12 protein-coding genes and 2 pseudogenes are annotated in these 16,731 nt (G+C 68.0%); 7 read left to right on the top strand and 7 right to left on the bottom strand.

Features of this window, described 5'->3' with window-relative positions; genetic code table 11:
• The first annotated feature begins 42 nt into the window (after positions 1-42).
• Both ACFVTC_RS18780 and ACFVTC_RS18775 read left to right on the top strand, forming a co-directional pair.
• Positions 43-1,065 carry an LLM class flavin-dependent oxidoreductase gene (locus ACFVTC_RS18780; protein WP_390128243.1) on the top strand — a complete coding sequence of 341 codons (1,023 nt, stop codon included), beginning with the start codon at positions 43-45 and terminating at the stop codon, positions 1,063-1,065.
• A 571-nt stretch (positions 1,066-1,636) separates the two neighbouring features.
• The gene (locus ACFVTC_RS18775; protein ID WP_390128242.1) at positions 1,637-2,377 is read left to right on the top strand and encodes an alpha/beta fold hydrolase; all 741 of its coding nucleotides are present in this window, start codon (positions 1,637-1,639) and stop codon (positions 2,375-2,377) included.
• Positions 2,378-2,605: 228 nt separating this feature from the next.
• Here the strand turns inward: ACFVTC_RS18775 and ACFVTC_RS18770 are convergent, their stop codons facing one another.
• Positions 2,606-3,337, bottom strand: a complete 732-nt coding sequence (locus ACFVTC_RS18770) for a haloacid dehalogenase type II (protein ID WP_390128241.1) — start codon at positions 3,335-3,337, stop codon at positions 2,606-2,608.
• 275 nt (positions 3,338-3,612) lie between these two features.
• Between ACFVTC_RS18770 and ACFVTC_RS18765 the strand changes: the two genes are divergently transcribed.
• On the top strand, positions 3,613-4,110 hold the full coding sequence (locus tag ACFVTC_RS18765; protein WP_390128238.1) for a cupin domain-containing protein: 498 nt from the start codon (positions 3,613-3,615) through the stop codon (positions 4,108-4,110).
• A gap of 223 nt (positions 4,111-4,333) precedes the next feature.
• Here ACFVTC_RS18765 and ACFVTC_RS18760 read toward each other — a convergent pair whose 3' ends face one another.
• The gene (locus ACFVTC_RS18760) at positions 4,334-4,624 is read right to left on the bottom strand and encodes a hypothetical protein (RefSeq protein ID WP_390128236.1); all 291 of its coding nucleotides are present in this window, start codon (positions 4,622-4,624) and stop codon (positions 4,334-4,336) included.
• 188 nt (positions 4,625-4,812) lie between these two features.
• Between ACFVTC_RS18760 and ACFVTC_RS18755 the strand changes: the two genes are divergently transcribed.
• Positions 4,813-5,400 carry a VCBS repeat-containing protein gene (locus ACFVTC_RS18755; RefSeq protein ID WP_390128233.1) on the top strand — a complete coding sequence of 196 codons (588 nt, stop codon included), beginning with the start codon at positions 4,813-4,815 and terminating at the stop codon, positions 5,398-5,400.
• A gap of 184 nt (positions 5,401-5,584) precedes the next feature.
• On the opposite strand, the gene ACFVTC_RS18750 is transcribed toward ACFVTC_RS18755, so the two are convergent.
• The 3 genes from ACFVTC_RS18750 to ACFVTC_RS18740 all read right to left on the bottom strand — a co-directional run bounded on the left by ACFVTC_RS18750 (position 5,585) and on the right by ACFVTC_RS18740 (position 12,020).
• On the bottom strand, positions 5,585-8,800 hold the full coding sequence (locus tag ACFVTC_RS18750; protein WP_390128231.1) for a family 78 glycoside hydrolase catalytic domain: 3,216 nt from the start codon (positions 8,798-8,800) through the stop codon (positions 5,585-5,587).
• A 940-nt stretch (positions 8,801-9,740) separates the two neighbouring features.
• Positions 9,741-10,286 (bottom strand): hypothetical protein, encoded by a 546-nt coding sequence (locus ACFVTC_RS18745; RefSeq protein ID WP_390128228.1) that lies wholly within the window; start codon positions 10,284-10,286, stop codon positions 9,741-9,743.
• A 1,035-nt stretch (positions 10,287-11,321) separates the two neighbouring features.
• On the bottom strand, positions 11,322-12,020 hold the full coding sequence (locus tag ACFVTC_RS18740) for a type 1 glutamine amidotransferase domain-containing protein (RefSeq protein ID WP_390128227.1): 699 nt from the start codon (positions 12,018-12,020) through the stop codon (positions 11,322-11,324).
• A gap of 175 nt (positions 12,021-12,195) precedes the next feature.
• On the opposite strand from ACFVTC_RS18740, the pseudogene ACFVTC_RS18735 reads away from it, so the two are divergent.
• A pseudogene (locus ACFVTC_RS18735) lies at positions 12,196-12,279 on the top strand (integrase); the annotation flags it as partial.
• Between the two features lie 33 nt (positions 12,280-12,312).
• Here the strand turns inward: ACFVTC_RS18735 and ACFVTC_RS18730 are convergent.
• Positions 12,313-13,569 (bottom strand): MFS transporter, encoded by a 1,257-nt coding sequence (locus ACFVTC_RS18730; RefSeq protein ID WP_390128225.1) that lies wholly within the window; start codon positions 13,567-13,569, stop codon positions 12,313-12,315.
• Positions 13,570-14,127: 558 nt separating this feature from the next.
• On the opposite strand from ACFVTC_RS18730, the gene ACFVTC_RS18725 reads away from it, so the two are divergent.
• On the top strand, positions 14,128-14,337 hold the full coding sequence (locus ACFVTC_RS18725; protein WP_390128224.1) for a cold-shock protein: 210 nt from the start codon (positions 14,128-14,130) through the stop codon (positions 14,335-14,337).
• Between the two features lie 318 nt (positions 14,338-14,655).
• On the opposite strand, the pseudogene ACFVTC_RS18720 reads toward ACFVTC_RS18725, so the two are convergent.
• Positions 14,656-14,760, bottom strand: a pseudogene (locus ACFVTC_RS18720) (phosphate transport system regulatory protein PhoU); the annotation flags it as partial.
• A gap of 1,541 nt (positions 14,761-16,301) precedes the next feature.
• On the opposite strand from ACFVTC_RS18720, the gene ACFVTC_RS18715 reads away from it, so the two are divergent.
• On the top strand, positions 16,302-16,691 hold the full coding sequence (locus ACFVTC_RS18715) for a VOC family protein (protein ID WP_390128222.1): 390 nt from the start codon (positions 16,302-16,304) through the stop codon (positions 16,689-16,691).
• Positions 16,692-16,731 lie beyond the last annotated feature (40 nt).

The raw sequence follows: 16,731 nt of genomic DNA, 5'->3' as shown, positions 1-16,731 counted from the left end.
AACCTCGGCAGACACAGACACCCTCCCCCCACAGGACATGACGTGAAGAACATCGGATTCCTCTCGTTCGGCCACTGGTCGTCCAGCGCCCATTCCCAGGCCCGGTCGGCCGCGGACGTGCTGAACCAGTCCATCGACCTCGCCATCGCCGCCGAGGAACTCGGCGTGGACGGCGCGTACTTCCGGGTGCACCACTTCGCCCGGCAGGCGGCCAGCCCCTTCCCGCTGCTCGCGGCCGTGGCCGCGCGGACCTCGAAGATCGAGATCGGCACCGGCGTGATCGACATGCGCTACGAGAACCCGCTCTACATGGCCGAGAACGCCGGTGCCGCCGACCTCATATCGGCCGGCCGGCTGCAACTGGGCCTCAGCCGCGGCTCACCGGAACAGGTGATCGACGGCTGGCGCCTGTTCGGCTATCACCCCGCCCCGGGCGAGACGGACGCCGACATGGCCCGCCGCCACACCGAGGCATTCCTCACGGTTCTCGCCGGTGACGGTTTCGCCCGCCCCAACCCGCGGCCGATGTTCCCCAACCCGCCCGGACTGCTGCGGATCGAACCGCACTCCGAGACACTGCGCGAGAGGATCTGGTGGGGCTCCGCGTCGAACGCGACCGCCATCTGGGCCGCAGAAAGGGGCATGAACCTGCAGAGCTCGACACTCAAGGTCGACGAGACGGGTGAGCCGCTCCACGTCCAGCAGCGCAAGCAGATCGACGCCTACCGCGAGGCCTACAAGAAAACCGGTCACACCCGCGAGCCGCGGGTATCGGTCGCCCGTAGCGTCTTCGCCCTGACCAACGACCTCGACCGCGCCTACTTCGGCCACGACCGCAACTCCCGCGACCAGATCGGCACCCACGGCGACGTCACCCGGTCCGTCTTCGGGCGCTCCTACGCCGCCGAGCCGGACAGACTGGTCGAGCTGCTCCGGGACGACGAGGCGATCCAGGCCGCGGACACCCTGCTGCTCACCGTCCCGAGCCAGCTCGGGGTCGACTACAACACCCATGTGCTGGAGAGCATCCTCACCCACGTGGCACCGGAACTCGGCTGGCGCTGACCCTCCGCCGACAGGCGACCCGGCTGACGGGTCCCCGCCCTCCGCGGAGCGAGGGCCACGGGGCCGCCATCCCCGCGAGCCTCCCGATCACGCGACCCAGGCGGCTCTTCTCGCCGTGCACCGCACGGCCCGTATCGCCGCGGACGGCGCCCGTCACGGCGCACCACTGCCTGGCCGCGGCTGCGGCCGCCGGCCACAGCCGCCCCGCCGAGTAGGTCGCATGCGGCCTGCGTGCTTCTGCGGGGTATCGCGTGGTTACCAGCGTGCCGCCCGGGCGACCGCGAGTGGACGAGACGGGCGCCCGCCCCTCCGGTCTCTCCTCCCGCGTCGCGGATCTCAGCGGAGGGCCAACTCGATCGCTCGACAGACGGTTTCGGCTGAACCCTGCCAGGCCCGAGCGGGGCTGCGGATGAGCGCCGCAGAGCGGTCGGGCTCAGGAAGATTTCCGCACGGTGAGTTGTGCACAACTAAGTTGTGCGCAATGTGATGTGACGCTAGGTTTCTCTCTGTCGGCAGCGCCCACGCGGCGGACCGGCAGCAGAAGCAGGCCGCAACACTCAAGGAGAACGCCATGAACGGCACCACCGCCCTTCCCGCCTCGCACAAGCCCACCATCGTGCTGGTGCACGGTGCGTTCGCGGACTCCTCCAGCTGGAACGGAGTGATCGAGGACCTGCGGCAGGCCGGCCATCGGGTCCTCGCGCCGGCCAATCCGCTGCGAGGACTCGCGAGTGACGCCGCATACCTCGCCAGCGTGGTGAAGAGCGTGGAAGGCCCCGTCGTCCTCGCGGGCCACTCCTACGGCGGCGCCGTCATCAGCCAGGCCGCCGCCGGGGAACCCAAGATCAAGGCACTCGTCTACATCGCGGCCTTCATACCCGAGAAGGGCGAGAGCGCCCTGGAACTGTCGAACAAGTTCCCCGGGAGCACTCTCGGCTCAGCCCTGAACGCAGTGCCCTTCCCCCTGGCCGACGGCCACACGGGAACCGACCTCTACATCAACCCGGACAAGTTCCACGACCAGTTCGCCGCGGACGTACCGCAGACCGTCACAGCCCTGATGGCCGCCACGCAGCGCCCGATCGCCGCATCGGCACTCGAGGAAGGCGCCACAGACGCCGCCTGGCACACGGTCCCCTCCTGGAGCCTCGTCGCCACCGCCGACAACAACATCCCCCCGGCCTCCCAGCGCTTCATGTCCGAACGCGCCAACGCCGAGACGGTGGAACTCGATGCCTCCCACGCCGTCTCCGTCTCCCACCCCCACGAAGTCGCCCGCTTCATCCAGCGCGCCGCAGAGAGCAACCACTAGCGGCCCGACACGCGTCAACCATCCGACGCGAAGCCACCGCCAACGGCCGAGTTCCTCGAACGACGCCCATGAGGCATCGTCCCCCGCGGATCCGGCGTCGGCTGTGACCTCGCGCCCGCGGGAACGCGTCGGGCCTGGCATGGGTGAGGTGTAAACCGGAGCCCTGGCGGGCCCCTTCGTCCAGCGGCGGCATCCGCAGCGCGATGCTCGACGTTGCCGCGCGAGCCGTCACACGAGCGTGAGCTGGTCCGCAAGATCAGTCAGATCGCGGGCACGGAAGTCGAAAGCCCCGGGTGCGTCCACCGGGTCCTCCCCTTTCCGTCCGACCAGGGCAGTCGCCAGCCCCTCTCGCGCCGCGGCCTCGAGATCCCAGGTGTGCGCGGCAACCATCAGCGTTTCGGAGACATCGAGGCGCAGGGTTTCCACAGCGAACGCGTAGACACGGGGATCCGGCTTGTAGGACCTCGCGAACTCGGACGACAACACGCAGTGCCAGCGGATACCGCTGGCAGCGGACAGATCCGTGAGCGTTGCGGCACTCGCGTTGGACAGTGCCACAACGCGGTAAGTCTCCGAAAGATCCGCGATAGCCGACAGTGAGTCAGGCCAGGCCCTTGGGTGCCTCACGGCGAGGGTCAGCTTCTCCACCGTGGAACTGACGTGACCGGCCCCCTGCCCACCGACACGCTCCAGCGCCTGCACCAATGACCGCCGCATCAATTCGTCGTGTCCCGACCAGGGCCGCTTGCCGGTGCACACCTCGGTGAGCGACGCGTTCAGCAGCATGAACCATTCCTCTGCCAGCAGCTGGGCCCGTTCCTGGTCCAGCCCACTGTCCCTCAAGTAGGCACGCGCAGCATCGGTGACCGTACCTCGCAGATCGACCACCGTTCCGAAGACGTCGAAGAACAACGTCGTGAATCGGCGCTGCGACTTCTGTCGACCGTTGGTCTGATTCACCGTCCGAGCCACCCCGCCTCGAATCAACCACTCCGTATGCCGGGCATGTCATAGCACTTCGGTCATAAAAGCACGGTGGATGGGCATAGGAAATCGGGACACGCAGGAAACCCTGCCAGGGGGCGGCTCATGACGAGTGCAGGCCTCGCCGCGCGACTGGCTGTCACACGCCTGACGCCTTCGGGACGACCGGGGAAACGGTACGCCGAGGGAGACCGCCCCAGGTCGGCTGACGATTGATTGCGCCCCTGCGGGCCATGGCCTAGCGTCGATTTATGGATGATATGGGCGAAGCCGATGGTTTTCACCCTGGCCTGCCTGGGGCTGACATGCGGGCGCGGCCGGGGCTTCATCATGTGAGGGCCGGCGAGCTGGACAGCGGCACCGCTCAGAGCGGTGGGGGGATGAGGAGATTCGCCGCGATCAGCGGTGCACTTGCCGGATCACGCCGGATCTGGATGGGGGAGACCCGTGTCGCCCCGGGAACCGCCTCGAGCGCCCACCATCACGGCGAGTCCGAGACGGCGATCTACGTCGTGAGCGGACACCCCGAGTTCGCCTACGTCGATGACTCGGAAGGCGAGCCGCAGGAGAGGAGAGCGAAAGCTGGTCCGGGGGACTACATCTACGTACCCCCCTACGTCGCGCACCGGGAGGAGAATCCCGACCCGGACGAGGAAGCCGTCGTGGTGATCGCGCGCAGCACCCAGGAGCCGGTCGTGGTGAACCTGCCCTCCCTGTTCCACGACGACGACAGTGGGTCCATCACCTGAAACGTGACTGCCCGCCCGACCCGCGACGGCAGACCACGCAACTGCTGCTGCACCGTCCTCGTCTCCGAAGGGACCGTGTCCGCCCGCTCGAACGGCACGACCGACGTCAGTTCTCCCAGATGTCCTGGAGCGTCGAGTACTCTTCAACTCACCTGTGCGGCTTGCGAAACCGCTACCTAACCGGCCTTGGGGCAAGGCCCCGAAGCTCACGCGGGTATACAGGTCAGGCCGGCGGGCGAACGAGGGTGAAGAAGTGTTGTGCCGCAGGCTGGTTCCTGGTGACGTCCACGAAGCCCGCCTCGATGGCGGACGCAACGGTCATGTCAGTGAAGATCAGGTTCCACAGCGTCCGGACATCGCCTCGGACGATGGCCTCCGGCTCATGGTGTGCGCCTCGCGCCACCTTGATCGAGGGACCGTCGATCTGGACGTCGAAAGAGTCCGCACCGATGAAGCTTCTTCGGGGAGCGAGCGCTCGGGCTGTAGCCTCGAGCGAACCTTGCTGCCTCGTCACATGTGCAAGGGAGAGGCGGTCACGTCGTGCGCAGTGGGGGACGAATAGGGGTGCGGGCGTGCTGCGTCCTGACGCTCGCGGCGTCGACCGTGCTGGTGGCCGGATGCGGCGACGGCCGAGGTGATCCGCCTCCGCGCCCGGCTGCCGGCCCCGCGATCAGAAGTTGCGTGACGTCCTCCGGAGGCCTCGTGGCCGATTTGGACGGCGACGGCACGACCGACCATGTCGCTCCCCCTTCCCTCATCGGCGCCGACCTGACCATCACCTTCGGAGCGCAGAGCGGGCGAGGGACGAAGGTGGGACCCCGGGACCTCGTCGGGGATCGGGGCGAAGACGCGAAGGACGTGCTGGCCGTCGTGGCCGACTTCAACCAAGACGGTTGGAACGACCTCTTCGTCGTCGCCACCCCCGCGTTCAGGGGCGACGACCCCGTGGATCCGGACGTCTCTGAACTGCGGCTGGGACCTTTCTCGGCGCACGGACGCGGACAGAGTGATCACCACGTCGACCTGAGCGAGCCGCGCGCCGTCGTCGTGGCCGACTACAACCACGACCGTCACCCGGACCTGGCGTCCTACGGCCACGGGGGCGACGGGGCCTACGCGACGACGGCCCGTCTCGGCAGCGAGAAGGGCCTCGACCGGGAGCCCGACGACGAAAACGGGCGCTACACGAACACAGCCGATCAGACCGACCGGCCTACCCCCGATTCCATGCCCGAAGCCGACCTGATGACGTTCTACCCCGCCTGCGGCAGCGACGAGGGCGCCGGGTGACGAGCTGCCTCTGTCCGCCGTATCGGACGTGCCGAAGAGGACGATGACGCTCGCGGAACGCGAGGCGCATACCGTCGCTGACGGAAGGTCAGATCTCGGAAGAGCCGTTCTCGTTACGGTCCGGCTCCGGTTCCGTCAGAGAGGTGGGGTCCTCTGACGGAACCGGGTGCGGTGGGTGGGTGTCTCAGCGGTGGCTGGTCACGGTGAACTTCCACTGGCCGGAGCCGACCGTGTAGACGGTCTCGTCATCGCCGACGCCATTCTGCGGTCGCGCACCGGAAGTGGCTTGGACTTTCACGTGGGTCTGTCCGAGGTGCGGGACATGGACGGTTGCGGTGCTGCCGACCGGGACGGTGACGTCGAGGGTGATTCGGCCGTCGGTGTTCGTCCAGGAGGTGGCCATCCGGCCGCGGACGGTCGCGATGGATGTCGCCGCGTGGTGCAGGCCCGGCGGGATCTGCGGGGCGATGGTCACGGTGCTGTAGCCGGGGCCGGTGGGCTGGATGCCGCCCAGCTGCGTGTAGAAGGAGGCGTTGATGCCGGCGAACATGGCGTGGTCGTGGCTCTCCATGCTTGAGGCGTACGTCCACTCCTCCCACGAAGTCGTCGCCCCCTTCGCGATCTCGTAGCCGAAACCGGGGTAGCTGCGCTGGTCCAATACCTTCATCGCCACATCGGTCCGGCCGATGGCGGCGAGTGCGTCCATGAGGTAGCGGGTGCCGAAGATGCCGGTGTCGAGGTGACCGGCGTCCTTGGTGAGGATGGTGTTGACGAGCTGGTCACCGACCTTGCCGATGTTCTGTGCGGGGACCATGCCGAAGGCGAGTGGCAGCACGCTTGTCGTCTGGCGGCCGTCGCCGTAGGTGTCGCCGGCCGCGTTGAGGAACTCGGTGTTGAACGCCTGCTTGATGGCGTCGGCGAGCTGGGTGAAATGCGCGGCGTCGTCGCTGTGGCCCAGTGCTTCCGCGGCTTTCACGACGTCCACGGCCTGCAGGTACGACAGGGCGGTGTTCACCACCGACACCTCGCTGGTGCAGTTGCCGGCGCTCGGGTTGCCGAGGCCGCCGTTGGCGTTGGAGCTGCGGTCGGGCGGGCACCAGTCGCCGAATCCTCGGTTGGCCGGCCAGATGTGCCCGGGCACGTCGGTGGCGTTGGTGTCGACGAACTCTTTCATCCCCGGGTACGCGGTGGCGAGGGTGGCACGGTCGCCGTACTGCTCGTACAGGGTCCAGGCGAGCGTGATCTGGTCGCCGTCCATGTCGGGCTGCTGGGCGTTCCCACCGTCGTTGGGGAGCGGAACGCCGGGTGGCATGTCCTGGAGGTAGTTGGCGTAGTAGCCGTCCATGCCGAACTCGCGGATGGAGGCGTCGTGATAGGCCTGTACGTCCATGCCGGGCGGAGTCCGCTCGTCACGGACCGGGTTGTCGGTGGGAGTGCTCATCGAGTTGTTCAGGATGGTCCACCGGTTGTTCTGCCAGATCTGGTTGAGCAGCGCGTCGGAGGAGGAGAACGTGCCGGTGGATGTCACGTCGGTGTGCACCACTCTGGCGTCGAGGCTCTTGACCGTCGGGGTGCCGGGGTAGCCGGTGACCTCGACGTACCGGAACCCGTGGTAGGTGAAGCGGGGTTCGTATGTCTCGGCGTCGCGGGTGCCGGCCGGCGTGAAGGTGTCGGTGGCCGCAGCGGATCGGTTGGTGGTGGTGTCGAGCATGCCGTCGGCGCCGACGTCCTCGGCGGTCCGCATCCGTACGGTGGTGCCTGCCGCGCCCTTGACGTGCAGGCGCTCCCAGCCGGCGATGTTCTGGCCGAAGTCGTAGACGTAGACGCCCGGCTTCGGCTGGGTGAGCTTCACCGGCGCGAGGGTGTCGGTGACCCGGATGGGTGGCGCAGTGGCGGCTGCCAGAGTCCCGGTCGGGGCCTGCACGGTCCGCACGGGCTGCCAGCCGGCCGCATCGAAGCCAGGCTTGTCCCAACCGGGCTTTTCCAGCTTGGCGTTGTAGGACTCGCCGGCGTAGATGCCGTTGCTGGTGATCGGGCCGGTGGACCAACTCCACTTGTTGTCGGTGGTGATGGTCTGCCGGCGGCCGTCGGTGTAGGTGACGTCGAGCAGCATCACGGCCTGCTGAGGGCCGCTCCAGCGGAAGCCGTAGGGGCTGAACCGCTCGTCGTATCCGTTGCCGAGCCACAGCCCGACGGTGTTCGCGCCGCTCTTGAGGTCGTCGGTGACGTCGTACGTCGTGTAGAGGTCCCGTTTGTCGTAAGGGGTGGAGGCGGGGGCGAGGACCTGGTCGCCGACCTTGGCTCCGTTGAGGTGCAACTCGTAGAAGCCCAGGCCGAACACGTAGGCGCGGGCCGTGGCGACCTTCTTTCCGTCGAGGGAGAAGGCGCGCCGGAGCATCGGGGCGTTGGGCTCGGCGTCGAGGAGTGTCGGGTCGCCGCGGGGTTCGAGCTGACCGTCTGTGATCGCGGTGTCGGGGAAGAGCGGGTCGGGTGAGGTGCTGAAGTCGTCGGAGAAGAGTGCGGCGCCGTCCAGGCCGTGGACCGCGATGTTGTCGTACAGGGCGTCCTCGGAGACACCGTTGGTGACCGAACTGCGGAAGCCCAGGGTGCCCGCGGTCAGGGTGGTGTCGGTACGGGTGTCGACCTGGGTGCCGTCGATCGAGGTGGTGATGCGGCTGCCCTCGGCCCTGATGGTGATGTGGTGCTGGGCGTTGGCGTTCGCGGTGGTGATGACCGGACTCAGATCGACCTCACCGAGGTTGCTGAACCGGCCGCCCGACTGGACGTGCGGGCGCAGCAGCACCTTGCCTGCCGTCTGTGCGGCGTTGATCTGCCACATGTAGTAGTCCCGCGCGTCCTTCACCCGGAACAGGACACTCGCCGCGCCGGCTTTGATGGTGAAGTCCGTGTCGAGAGTGAAGTCCGACCACGAGTCGCTGCTGCCGGTGTCCGGGCTGATCCACTGGGCGCCCTGCCAGTCCGCCGCGTTCAGCAGGCCGGTCTCCCAGCGCGCGGCAGAACTCCACCGGGAGGCCCGGCCCTGGGCGTCCCACACCCGCACGGTCCAGTAGTAGGCACGCGATGAGGTCAACTTCGGCCCGCCGTAGGGCACTCCGACCGAGTCCGCGGTACGCACCCGGCCGCTGTCCCAGACGTCGGCGTCCTTCGTGTTCAGGCGCTTCGGGCTGCTCGCCACCAGAATGCGGTACGCGGTCTGCCGGTCGCCGCGAGTCGAGGAGTGCAACTGCCAGCCGAGGCTGGGATGGGTGTTGTCGGTCCCGAGCGGGTTCGCCGTCCCGTCCACGGTCAGTTGTCGCACGGAGATGTCGCCGGACGCGGCGACCGCGAGCCCCGGACCGCCCGGAGACGCCCCAAGGGCCATCGCCCCTACCAAAGCCATGACCGTGATCCATCGTGATGACTTCCGGTGCCAACGATTGTGCACAGGCTTCCCTCCAGGTCGCGGCAAACCATCACCACTGTTTGAAACGTTTCATTCCGTTGAGGCGTTGGCAATCTACGAGGGTGGCCCATCGGGGTCAATGGATCGGACGAGACTGCTGTTCCTGTTGCACCCTTGTCTGCTGTGGTGTACGCAGGTCAGTCGTTCGTGTCGTTACGGGTAGGGGGCCTTCTCGTGGTCAGCTCAAAGGCTGGACAGAGGGCTTGCTGTATGAGCATCTGTGTATCGGTTCAATCGGTGCCGGCCAGCGTCCGGGTCGCCGGGAAGACGCCACACCATGATGCTTTCCCGTGACGTTGGGGGCGGCTCGCGCGGTTGCGCATCACCCTCGCTGCGCACCGACAGCGTGGTCGTGGTGGGCCACCAACAGGACGCTGAGGCGACGTGGACACGCGCCGCCTGGTGGGCAGTTTGCCGGGACTGCGCATCGTCCCGCCACTGCGGTCGGCTGAGCGAGGAACCGCGTCCCTGCGCGTGGTGTGGGCTGTGGTAACGCCTCACTTTTCCCAGACGTTCCGGACCTGCGTCAGCTTCTCGGCGCTTCGCGGTTCCTCGTCCGTCGCCAAAGACTCCGCCACGGCATTACGAGGTCGGCCCGGCACGATCGGAGACGGTGATCCGCTGGGCGTTGATCGGCTTCATGGTCCGCCGGCTCACCCGCTGCCGTCCCACCACCTGGCTCGGCCCGTGACCATTCATTCGGCTGAGGTCACTCGGCGGTGCGGTTCGAACGTGACCAGGGGCACTGCCGCCCCAGCGGGAGGCGGGGATCAGCGTGGTCGCAATGGCTCACCCGGTGGTCGGAGGAGAGGGTGAATCGGCCGCTCTGGACCGGCCGCTCCGGACCGAGCAGCGAGCCGGACTATGGAGGGGTACGTCAGGTCGTTTCCCGGCCTTCGCGTTCGGGGGATCCGTGCGGGTAGTCGGTGGGGAGCCATTCGCCGACGCTCAACAGGCGACTGCGGAGCAGGTCGCTGTCGGGCTTCAGAAGGCGGCTCGGGGTGTCCTCGTCCAGGTCGAGCCAGGACTGCACCACGCGGTCGTCCTCGGGCTGGTTGAGGTTGGCGATGACGCAGGTCAGTGCGCCCTGCAGGACGTGAGTGCCGGCGGCGGGGGTCCACACCCTGAGAGTGACGGGGGCGAACAGGGCGACCCGGGTGATGATGTACCGGGTCTCCGGCACCGGGTCGTCCCAGTCGAGGTGGGTGTCCGCGAGGGGATACGGCGGGCCGGTGATCACCAGCCGTTCCACTACGGTCCCGGGATCGTGCGCTTCGAGGGCGCACTCGGCCTGGTCGCACAGAAGCTCGAACGGATTGCCGAGGAATCGGGCGAACAGGTCGAGGGATTGGTATCTCTTAACGAATGCCGCGAAGTGGCCCTCGCTGGCTATCCCGGGGACGTCGTCGGGGGTTTCGGCCATGGTGAGTGGGGTGGTCCTTCCGCCGTGCGAGGGTGGAGATCGCCTGTGAGTGCGGTGGGACGGGGGTGGCCCTCGGCGACTCCGGCTGCGGCACCTTCTCACGCCTGATCATCGTGGGCAATGCTGTCGGGAAGGTGCAGCTTGCGCCCGCCGGCGGAGCCGTGCGGCAGCGCTGGAGCCCGCGGCCGTCGATGTCGTGTGCGCGTACGCGGCTCGGACCCGCGAATGCGCGGACCGGTCCGCCGCTGTCCTGGAGGGCATCGGCGAAAACGGCCTGCCCTTGCCTGAGGACTGCACATCATGGGAAGACCTGTGGGAAGGTGCACTTCCCCGCGACGGGCGCGCCGCGGCCGCCGTGGCCCGGAGACCAGCGTTTGTCAGAGGGATCCCATAATGGGTGACCCGCAGTGAGAGGTCGCGGACGTCAGAACCTCCGCCGATTCGGTCAGCCACCCGCCGATTCGGCACGCCCAAACCGTTGTCCGTGCCCTGCGTACCAGGCACGAGGAGATCGCACCATGTGCGTATCACCGGCCACGGGGCGCGCGTACCGTCAGGTGATGACCCGTCGGGAGGACCAGATGAGCGCGCAGCCTGACCACGCGCCCGTCACTCCGTATGCCCCCGCGCCCGGAGCGATCGTCTACCGAGGCATGGAGCAGCTGAGCCCAAGGGTAGCCGTGAGGGGGGGTGGGCAACGTCAACGAGACCTAGATGATCGGTCCCGCTCGCGGGTTGATGGGGCTCGAGAAATCTCCCCACCCCGCGCTCGGGGTGAGACAAACCTGCTCAACCCGAGTTCCCCACCCCCTGGGCGCTGACCTGTGTTCGGGCACCACAGCGAGGGAACCGTCCGATGGCAAGCCAGGTCCAGGGGCGTGGCGGCGAGCTGACCAGGGTGGGCGCATTTTCCCAGGGCCGCTTTTCGTTCCCCAGTCGATCACAGTCGGCCACGGGGATCGGGGCCGGCCGATCGTGGAGTGTGCGCACCGTGCCGAGCGAGCACCCTCTGTCATGTCCTGAAACGCTCGGAGTTCATCGTTCGAGGACTTCCAGGAGCCGGTCGGCCAGCACCCCGGCCGAGTGGGGGTTCTGGCCGGTGACCAGGTTGCGGTCCTCGACCATGTAGGGCTCCCAGATCGGGCCGCGGCTGTACTCGACGCCGATCTGCTCCTTGAGGGCTGTCTCCAGCAACCATGTCGCCCGGGGGGCCAGCCCGACGCCTTCCTCCTCCTCGTTGGTGAAGCCGGTGACCCGGTAGCCCTTGAAGGGCGATTCGCCGTGGATACGGGTGGCCAGCATCGAGGCGGGCGCGTGGCACACGATGAAGAGCGGTTTGCCCGAGGCGAGTTGCGCCGTCAGCAGCCGTCCGACGTCGGCATCCCACGCCAGGTCCGCCATCGGACCGTGGCCGCCCGGCAGGTACACCGCGGCGTAGTCCTCCAGCCGGACGTCCGACAGCGCCAGCGGCCGCCGCATCACCTCCGCGGAACGGATGATCGCCTCGAGTTCCAGGGCGCCGTCCTCGCCACCCGCCATGGAGGGGCGCAGGCTCATCATGTCGACGTTCGGGACGACACCGCCCGGCGTCGCCACGACCACCGCGTGACCGGCCTCCGTGACCTTCTTGTACGGCACCGCGAACTCCTCGGCCCAGTACCCGGTCGCATACCGGGTGCCGTCCTTGAGCACCCAGTACGTCGCACCGCTCACGATGAAAAGCACAGTCGCCATCAGGCCCACCTTCCGGCCTCGTTCATGCGATCCCTACCAAAATCGTAGGCACAAGGCGTGACCGTCGCATGTGGGGAATGCGGGATCCGCGGAACGGGCCCCGCCGGGCGCGTCTTCGTCCCGAAGCAATGCGCGCGACCTTGTGACCTGCGGCCGAACCGCCCAAGGCTGGCATCGTCACCGCGACGTCCCGGTCGCCGAACTCCAAGAACGCGCCCGCATCCGAAACGAGAAGGGAATACGCTGGGGCGGACGTCCCCCTGGTAGCCGCGGCCTGACCAACCTGGCGAACCTACGCGGTCACAGCACCAGGCAGTCGGCTCAGGAGTGCGACGGCGCACAGCACGGGGATCAGCGCGGCGAGCGTCCAGGTCAGGCCGGCGAACTCGGCGGCCCAGCCGATCATGGCGGGGCCGAACAGGGTCCCCGCGTAGGTGAAGGTGGTGAATCGGGAGATCAGCGTCGCGGCTTCCGGGCTGTCCGCCTTCGCCTGTCCGACCGCGCTGTAGGCCAGCGGGATCAGGACTGAGGCACCCGCGCCCGCGACGCCGAACCCGCCGATGGCCGTGACCGGGTTCGGCGAAAGCAGCGCCATCGCCAGGCCGCAGGCAGCGACGAGGCCGCCGGTGCGGAAAAGGGCCGGGGCGCCGTAGCGAAGGGTCAAGCGGTCGCCGATCATTCGGCCGACCGTCTGAGCGCCGGTGTAGGCGGTCACCGCCGTCGCCGCGAGACCGAGCGTCGCGCCCCGGGAGTCGTGCAGGAAGATCGCGCTCCAACCGAGGGCGGCACCTTCACAGACCATCAGCGCGGTGCCGGTCAGGCCGAGTGCCACGACCTGGCGGCTCCAGCCTCCGCGTCGGCTTCGGTGGCGCTGTGCGGGCGAGGGTGTGGGGGCGCGGTCGCGCGTGCCTGTCTCCACCAATAGCCGTCCCAGCAGCAGGCCCCCCGCCATGAGCACGGCGGCGGCTACGGCGAGATGCGTGGCGAACGAGACGCCGGCACGCTCCAGGGCGGCCGTGGTGAGTGAGGCCACGACCGCGCTGATGCTCCAGGCGGCGTGGCAGCCGTTGAGTATGGGACGTCCGATGCGCTGTTGGACGGTGACGGCGTGAGTGTTCATGGCCGCGTCGGTGGTGCCGTGCATGGCACCGAGCGCCATGACGACCACCACAAGTTCGACAACTCCGCCCACCAGGCCGACCAGTGCCAGCAGCACGGGCATGACGACGAGCGAGGTGCGCAGCACCGGCCGCGTCCCGAGCCGCGCCGTCACAGGGCCCACGCCCTGCATGCAGGCGATGGCCGCCACGGCGAAAACCATGCCTATGAGCCCGAGTTGACCGTCGCTCAGATGGTGCTTGCTCTTCAGCGATGCCAGCCGGACGACATACGTCGACAGCGTGAGCCCATTGAGAAAGAAGACCGCAGTGGCCGGCCACCGTCCGCAGTTCCCCGGTCTGCCTGGATCCTCTGATGTGGTCGAGCCGTCCCGGACCGGGTCGGCAGTCGTCGGTGTCGCATGCGCCGCGGGCTGTTCCTCGGCAGTCATCGTGCGCGCTCCGTCACGTTCCCCCCGTGATCCGAGGATGCCCGGACGGCGGATGAGAAACAGATCGACACTAGCACCGCCGCACACTGCCGGGCCGCTCGCCAGCAAATCATCAACGCGGGCCCCTTCGATCAGGCCGATCTGACCCGGTGAGCTTGACCCGCCTGGATCGTGCGGTCGACAGAAGAATCCTTCGTTTCAACGGGTGCTCCTGTCCGGCGACCACGGTCTGGGAGCGGGTCGACGCACGGCTCCTGGCTTCACCGAGCCGGCGCATCGAGGGATCCGCGCGGTCTGGTCCGTGGCCGCGCGCCGGCGAGGCTTTCGTGCTCGCTGCTCGTGACGGGCCTGCTCGCGGACACGAGGAGGCGGAGTGTGACCGGGAGGCGTGGCGAGGCGCTAGAGCTTGCCTGCGGTGGGCCTGACCGGGCCGCCTGCCTGTGCTGTGCGCGGGGGCGCGCGTTGTGTGCTCTGTTCGGGGGATGCCGGGTTGCCCTACCCTCCGGTACGCGAGGGGCTGAAGGCAGTGGCCAGTGGCGTCGGAGGAGAGGTGGCGGTGTGCGGAGCATTCTGCGGGCCGGCAAGGTGATTTCGTTCGACTCTGCGCAGGGGCTTGGGTTCATCGCCCCCTACGGCGGTGAAGACCACATTCCGTTCAAGGCGCAGGCCGTCAGGTTCGTGGACGTGGTCGCGGAGGGGCAGCTGGTCATCTACGCGATCGAGCGTGCAGACGCGGCCGTACGAGCCGTGGAGGTACGCCCCGCCTAGCAGGGGCCGGATCCCGGGCGGGGGGCTGTCGGGACCTGAGCTTCTTGTTCGGGTGCCTTGGCCCCGTGGGTTCGACGGGACCGGACTCGGGGGCCCAAGGCAGCAGGCCGTGTTCCGCCGTGCACGGCCTGCCGCGCTGGGCAGCGGCGGCACCATGCCTACGTGAACGGCACAGTGCGAAAACGGGGTTGTGCCAGGTGCGCGGGAGGAGGAACCGGGCTTTCCGCGGCTTCGGCAATGTCGTCGCCCGCTTCCGCCATCAGGTCTGCCCCGCGGGGGCAGCGACATGGTTGGGGCGTTGTCGCGCCGGCTGTCGGGTTACACGGCTGCGGGGTTTCCTGTGGTCGTCTCGTCGGCGTGTTCGCCGGTGAGGAGGTAGGTGACGCGTCGGGCGACGGATACGGCGTGGTCGGCGAATCGTTCGCGGTCAGCCGCAGCGGGAGCAGCCGTCCCTCACGATCCGCTCGACAGGCAGAAGCCGCCGAGGAAGATTCCGTCGAGTCCGCGCACTGGGCGATGGCCGGGCCGGTACCGCGGTCGCAGGGCGGCGGCCGCGGCGCCGGTGGCGTTGGTGGCTGACGACGTGGTGCGCGATTGCGGGCTGGGGGTGCCGGCCAGGCAGCTCGGCTGATGGGTGATCACCTCTCAGCGGCGCGGTCGGAGACCAGGCCGGCCACTCCCGAGGAACACCGAAGGCATCCGGTGCGAGCAAGCTGAAACGCCTGGTCACGCGGGGCATCCCCGCCGAACCCGAGCCCAGCCTGTTCACTAAGCCCCGCACCTGACCACCGACCCACCCCGCTGGCCAGGGCCCCTTACCCAACCCAAGACCGAAGCGGGCATACGTCACGTACCGCGCTCTCAGAGGCGACCGAACTGGATCAACGCTGTTGCCGCATCGCTTCCTCGACTCTTGCCCTGGTCCGCCTTATCGCCCATGGGCCGGCTATCAGGACCGCAAGAGCAACCACACCCGAACTGACCAAGGTTTCGGTCCACGGTGTTCCGCTCTGCCTCCACACCACGATCGCCGACGCAGTAGTCACCGCGTCGATCCCGAGCATGACTGCCCATTTGCGGCTCGTAGACATCGATCTATCAGACATAGGCCGTACCTTACGACGTGGTGCGTGATAATGATCGAGGTACTGCCGAGGCATGAAGTAGGCCATGCGGTGCGGGTGTTGTTGTGACGCAATACCTGGGCCGCGCGGCCTTGTCCAAGCGTGACTTCACCGACCTCCAGCCGCGGCGGCTCGGCAAACTCGTCGTCGAGCTCGCCGGCGCCTGGACGGCAGCTGAGAAGTCCCGGCTGCGAGAACGCCGAGGTCACGAGTGTTTGCGTGCGCCCGGGGCGGGCCCGGGCAACGAGCTGGTGTTCGTCGACCGCGTCGTTCACCCTGGGGTCGCTGCGCTTCCAACTCCCGCACGGGGCCTTGGCGGAGCTCTATCGGGTAGACCGCTCCACGGTCACCCGCGCGATCCGCGAGATCCGTCCGTCCAGGTCCAGGCCCCGCCGCTCAAGCCGAAGAAGGATGCGACACCGGAGGAGGTCGCCACCTGGGACGCGGAGCGTCACCAGCAAGCCTCGGAACGGATCACAACGGATCGGAACGGATCTGCGTAGAACACGCCAACGCCGAGCATGAACAGTGGCGAACCCTCCAGCGGTTTCTCGGACGACGCGAATACTTCGAGGAGACCTGTACGGCCGTGGCCGCCTGGTCTCCGACCGTCCCGCCGAGAGGTGATCACCCATCAGCCGACCCGCCTGGCCGGCACCCCCAGCCCGCAACCGCGCACCACGTCGTACTACTCCAGCTGTAGATCGCGATCTTGCTGTCCTGTGCCGTCGCGCCTTGAGTGGATGCCGCCGAAGTCTGACTGCAGGGCGGCTCGTTCATCGACGTCTGATTTCCGCTGGTCACAGCCGCTGCTGAGTGCCCGTTTGAGAGGATCGGGGCATGGCGGACTCACCTATGCAGATCAATGCCCTCATCGTCGATGCCACAGCCCCCGAGCGACTCGCTGCGTTCTGGTCCGAACTGCTCGGCAGGCCGGTCGTGGGACGTATGGGCCCATACGTGTGGCTGCGGCGGGAGAACGGCCTGGGGCTGGGCTTTCAGCGAACTGCCGAACCCAAGTCGGGCAAGAACCGGATGCACTTCGACGTCACCTCTCCCGATCCCGCCGCCGAGCAGCAACGGATCGAGATGCTCGGCGGGCACAGGCTGGAGCAGTACGCCGGCGGAGGGTTCCTGGTGATGGCGGACCCGGAGGGCAATGAGTTCTGCATCATCCCTGAGGGCCCCTTCGAGCTCGACGACGAGGGGCGCGCGAACTATCTCGGCTGATGGCCAAACCCGATGGCGCAGGACACTTGGTGGTCGGGGC

The sequence above is a fragment of the Streptomyces sp. NPDC057950 genome, from assembly GCF_042887295.1.
GTDB lineage: Bacteria > Actinomycetota > Actinomycetes > Streptomycetales > Streptomycetaceae > Streptomyces > Streptomyces kaempferi.
This window is presented reverse-complemented; position numbering and strand designations above follow the sequence as displayed.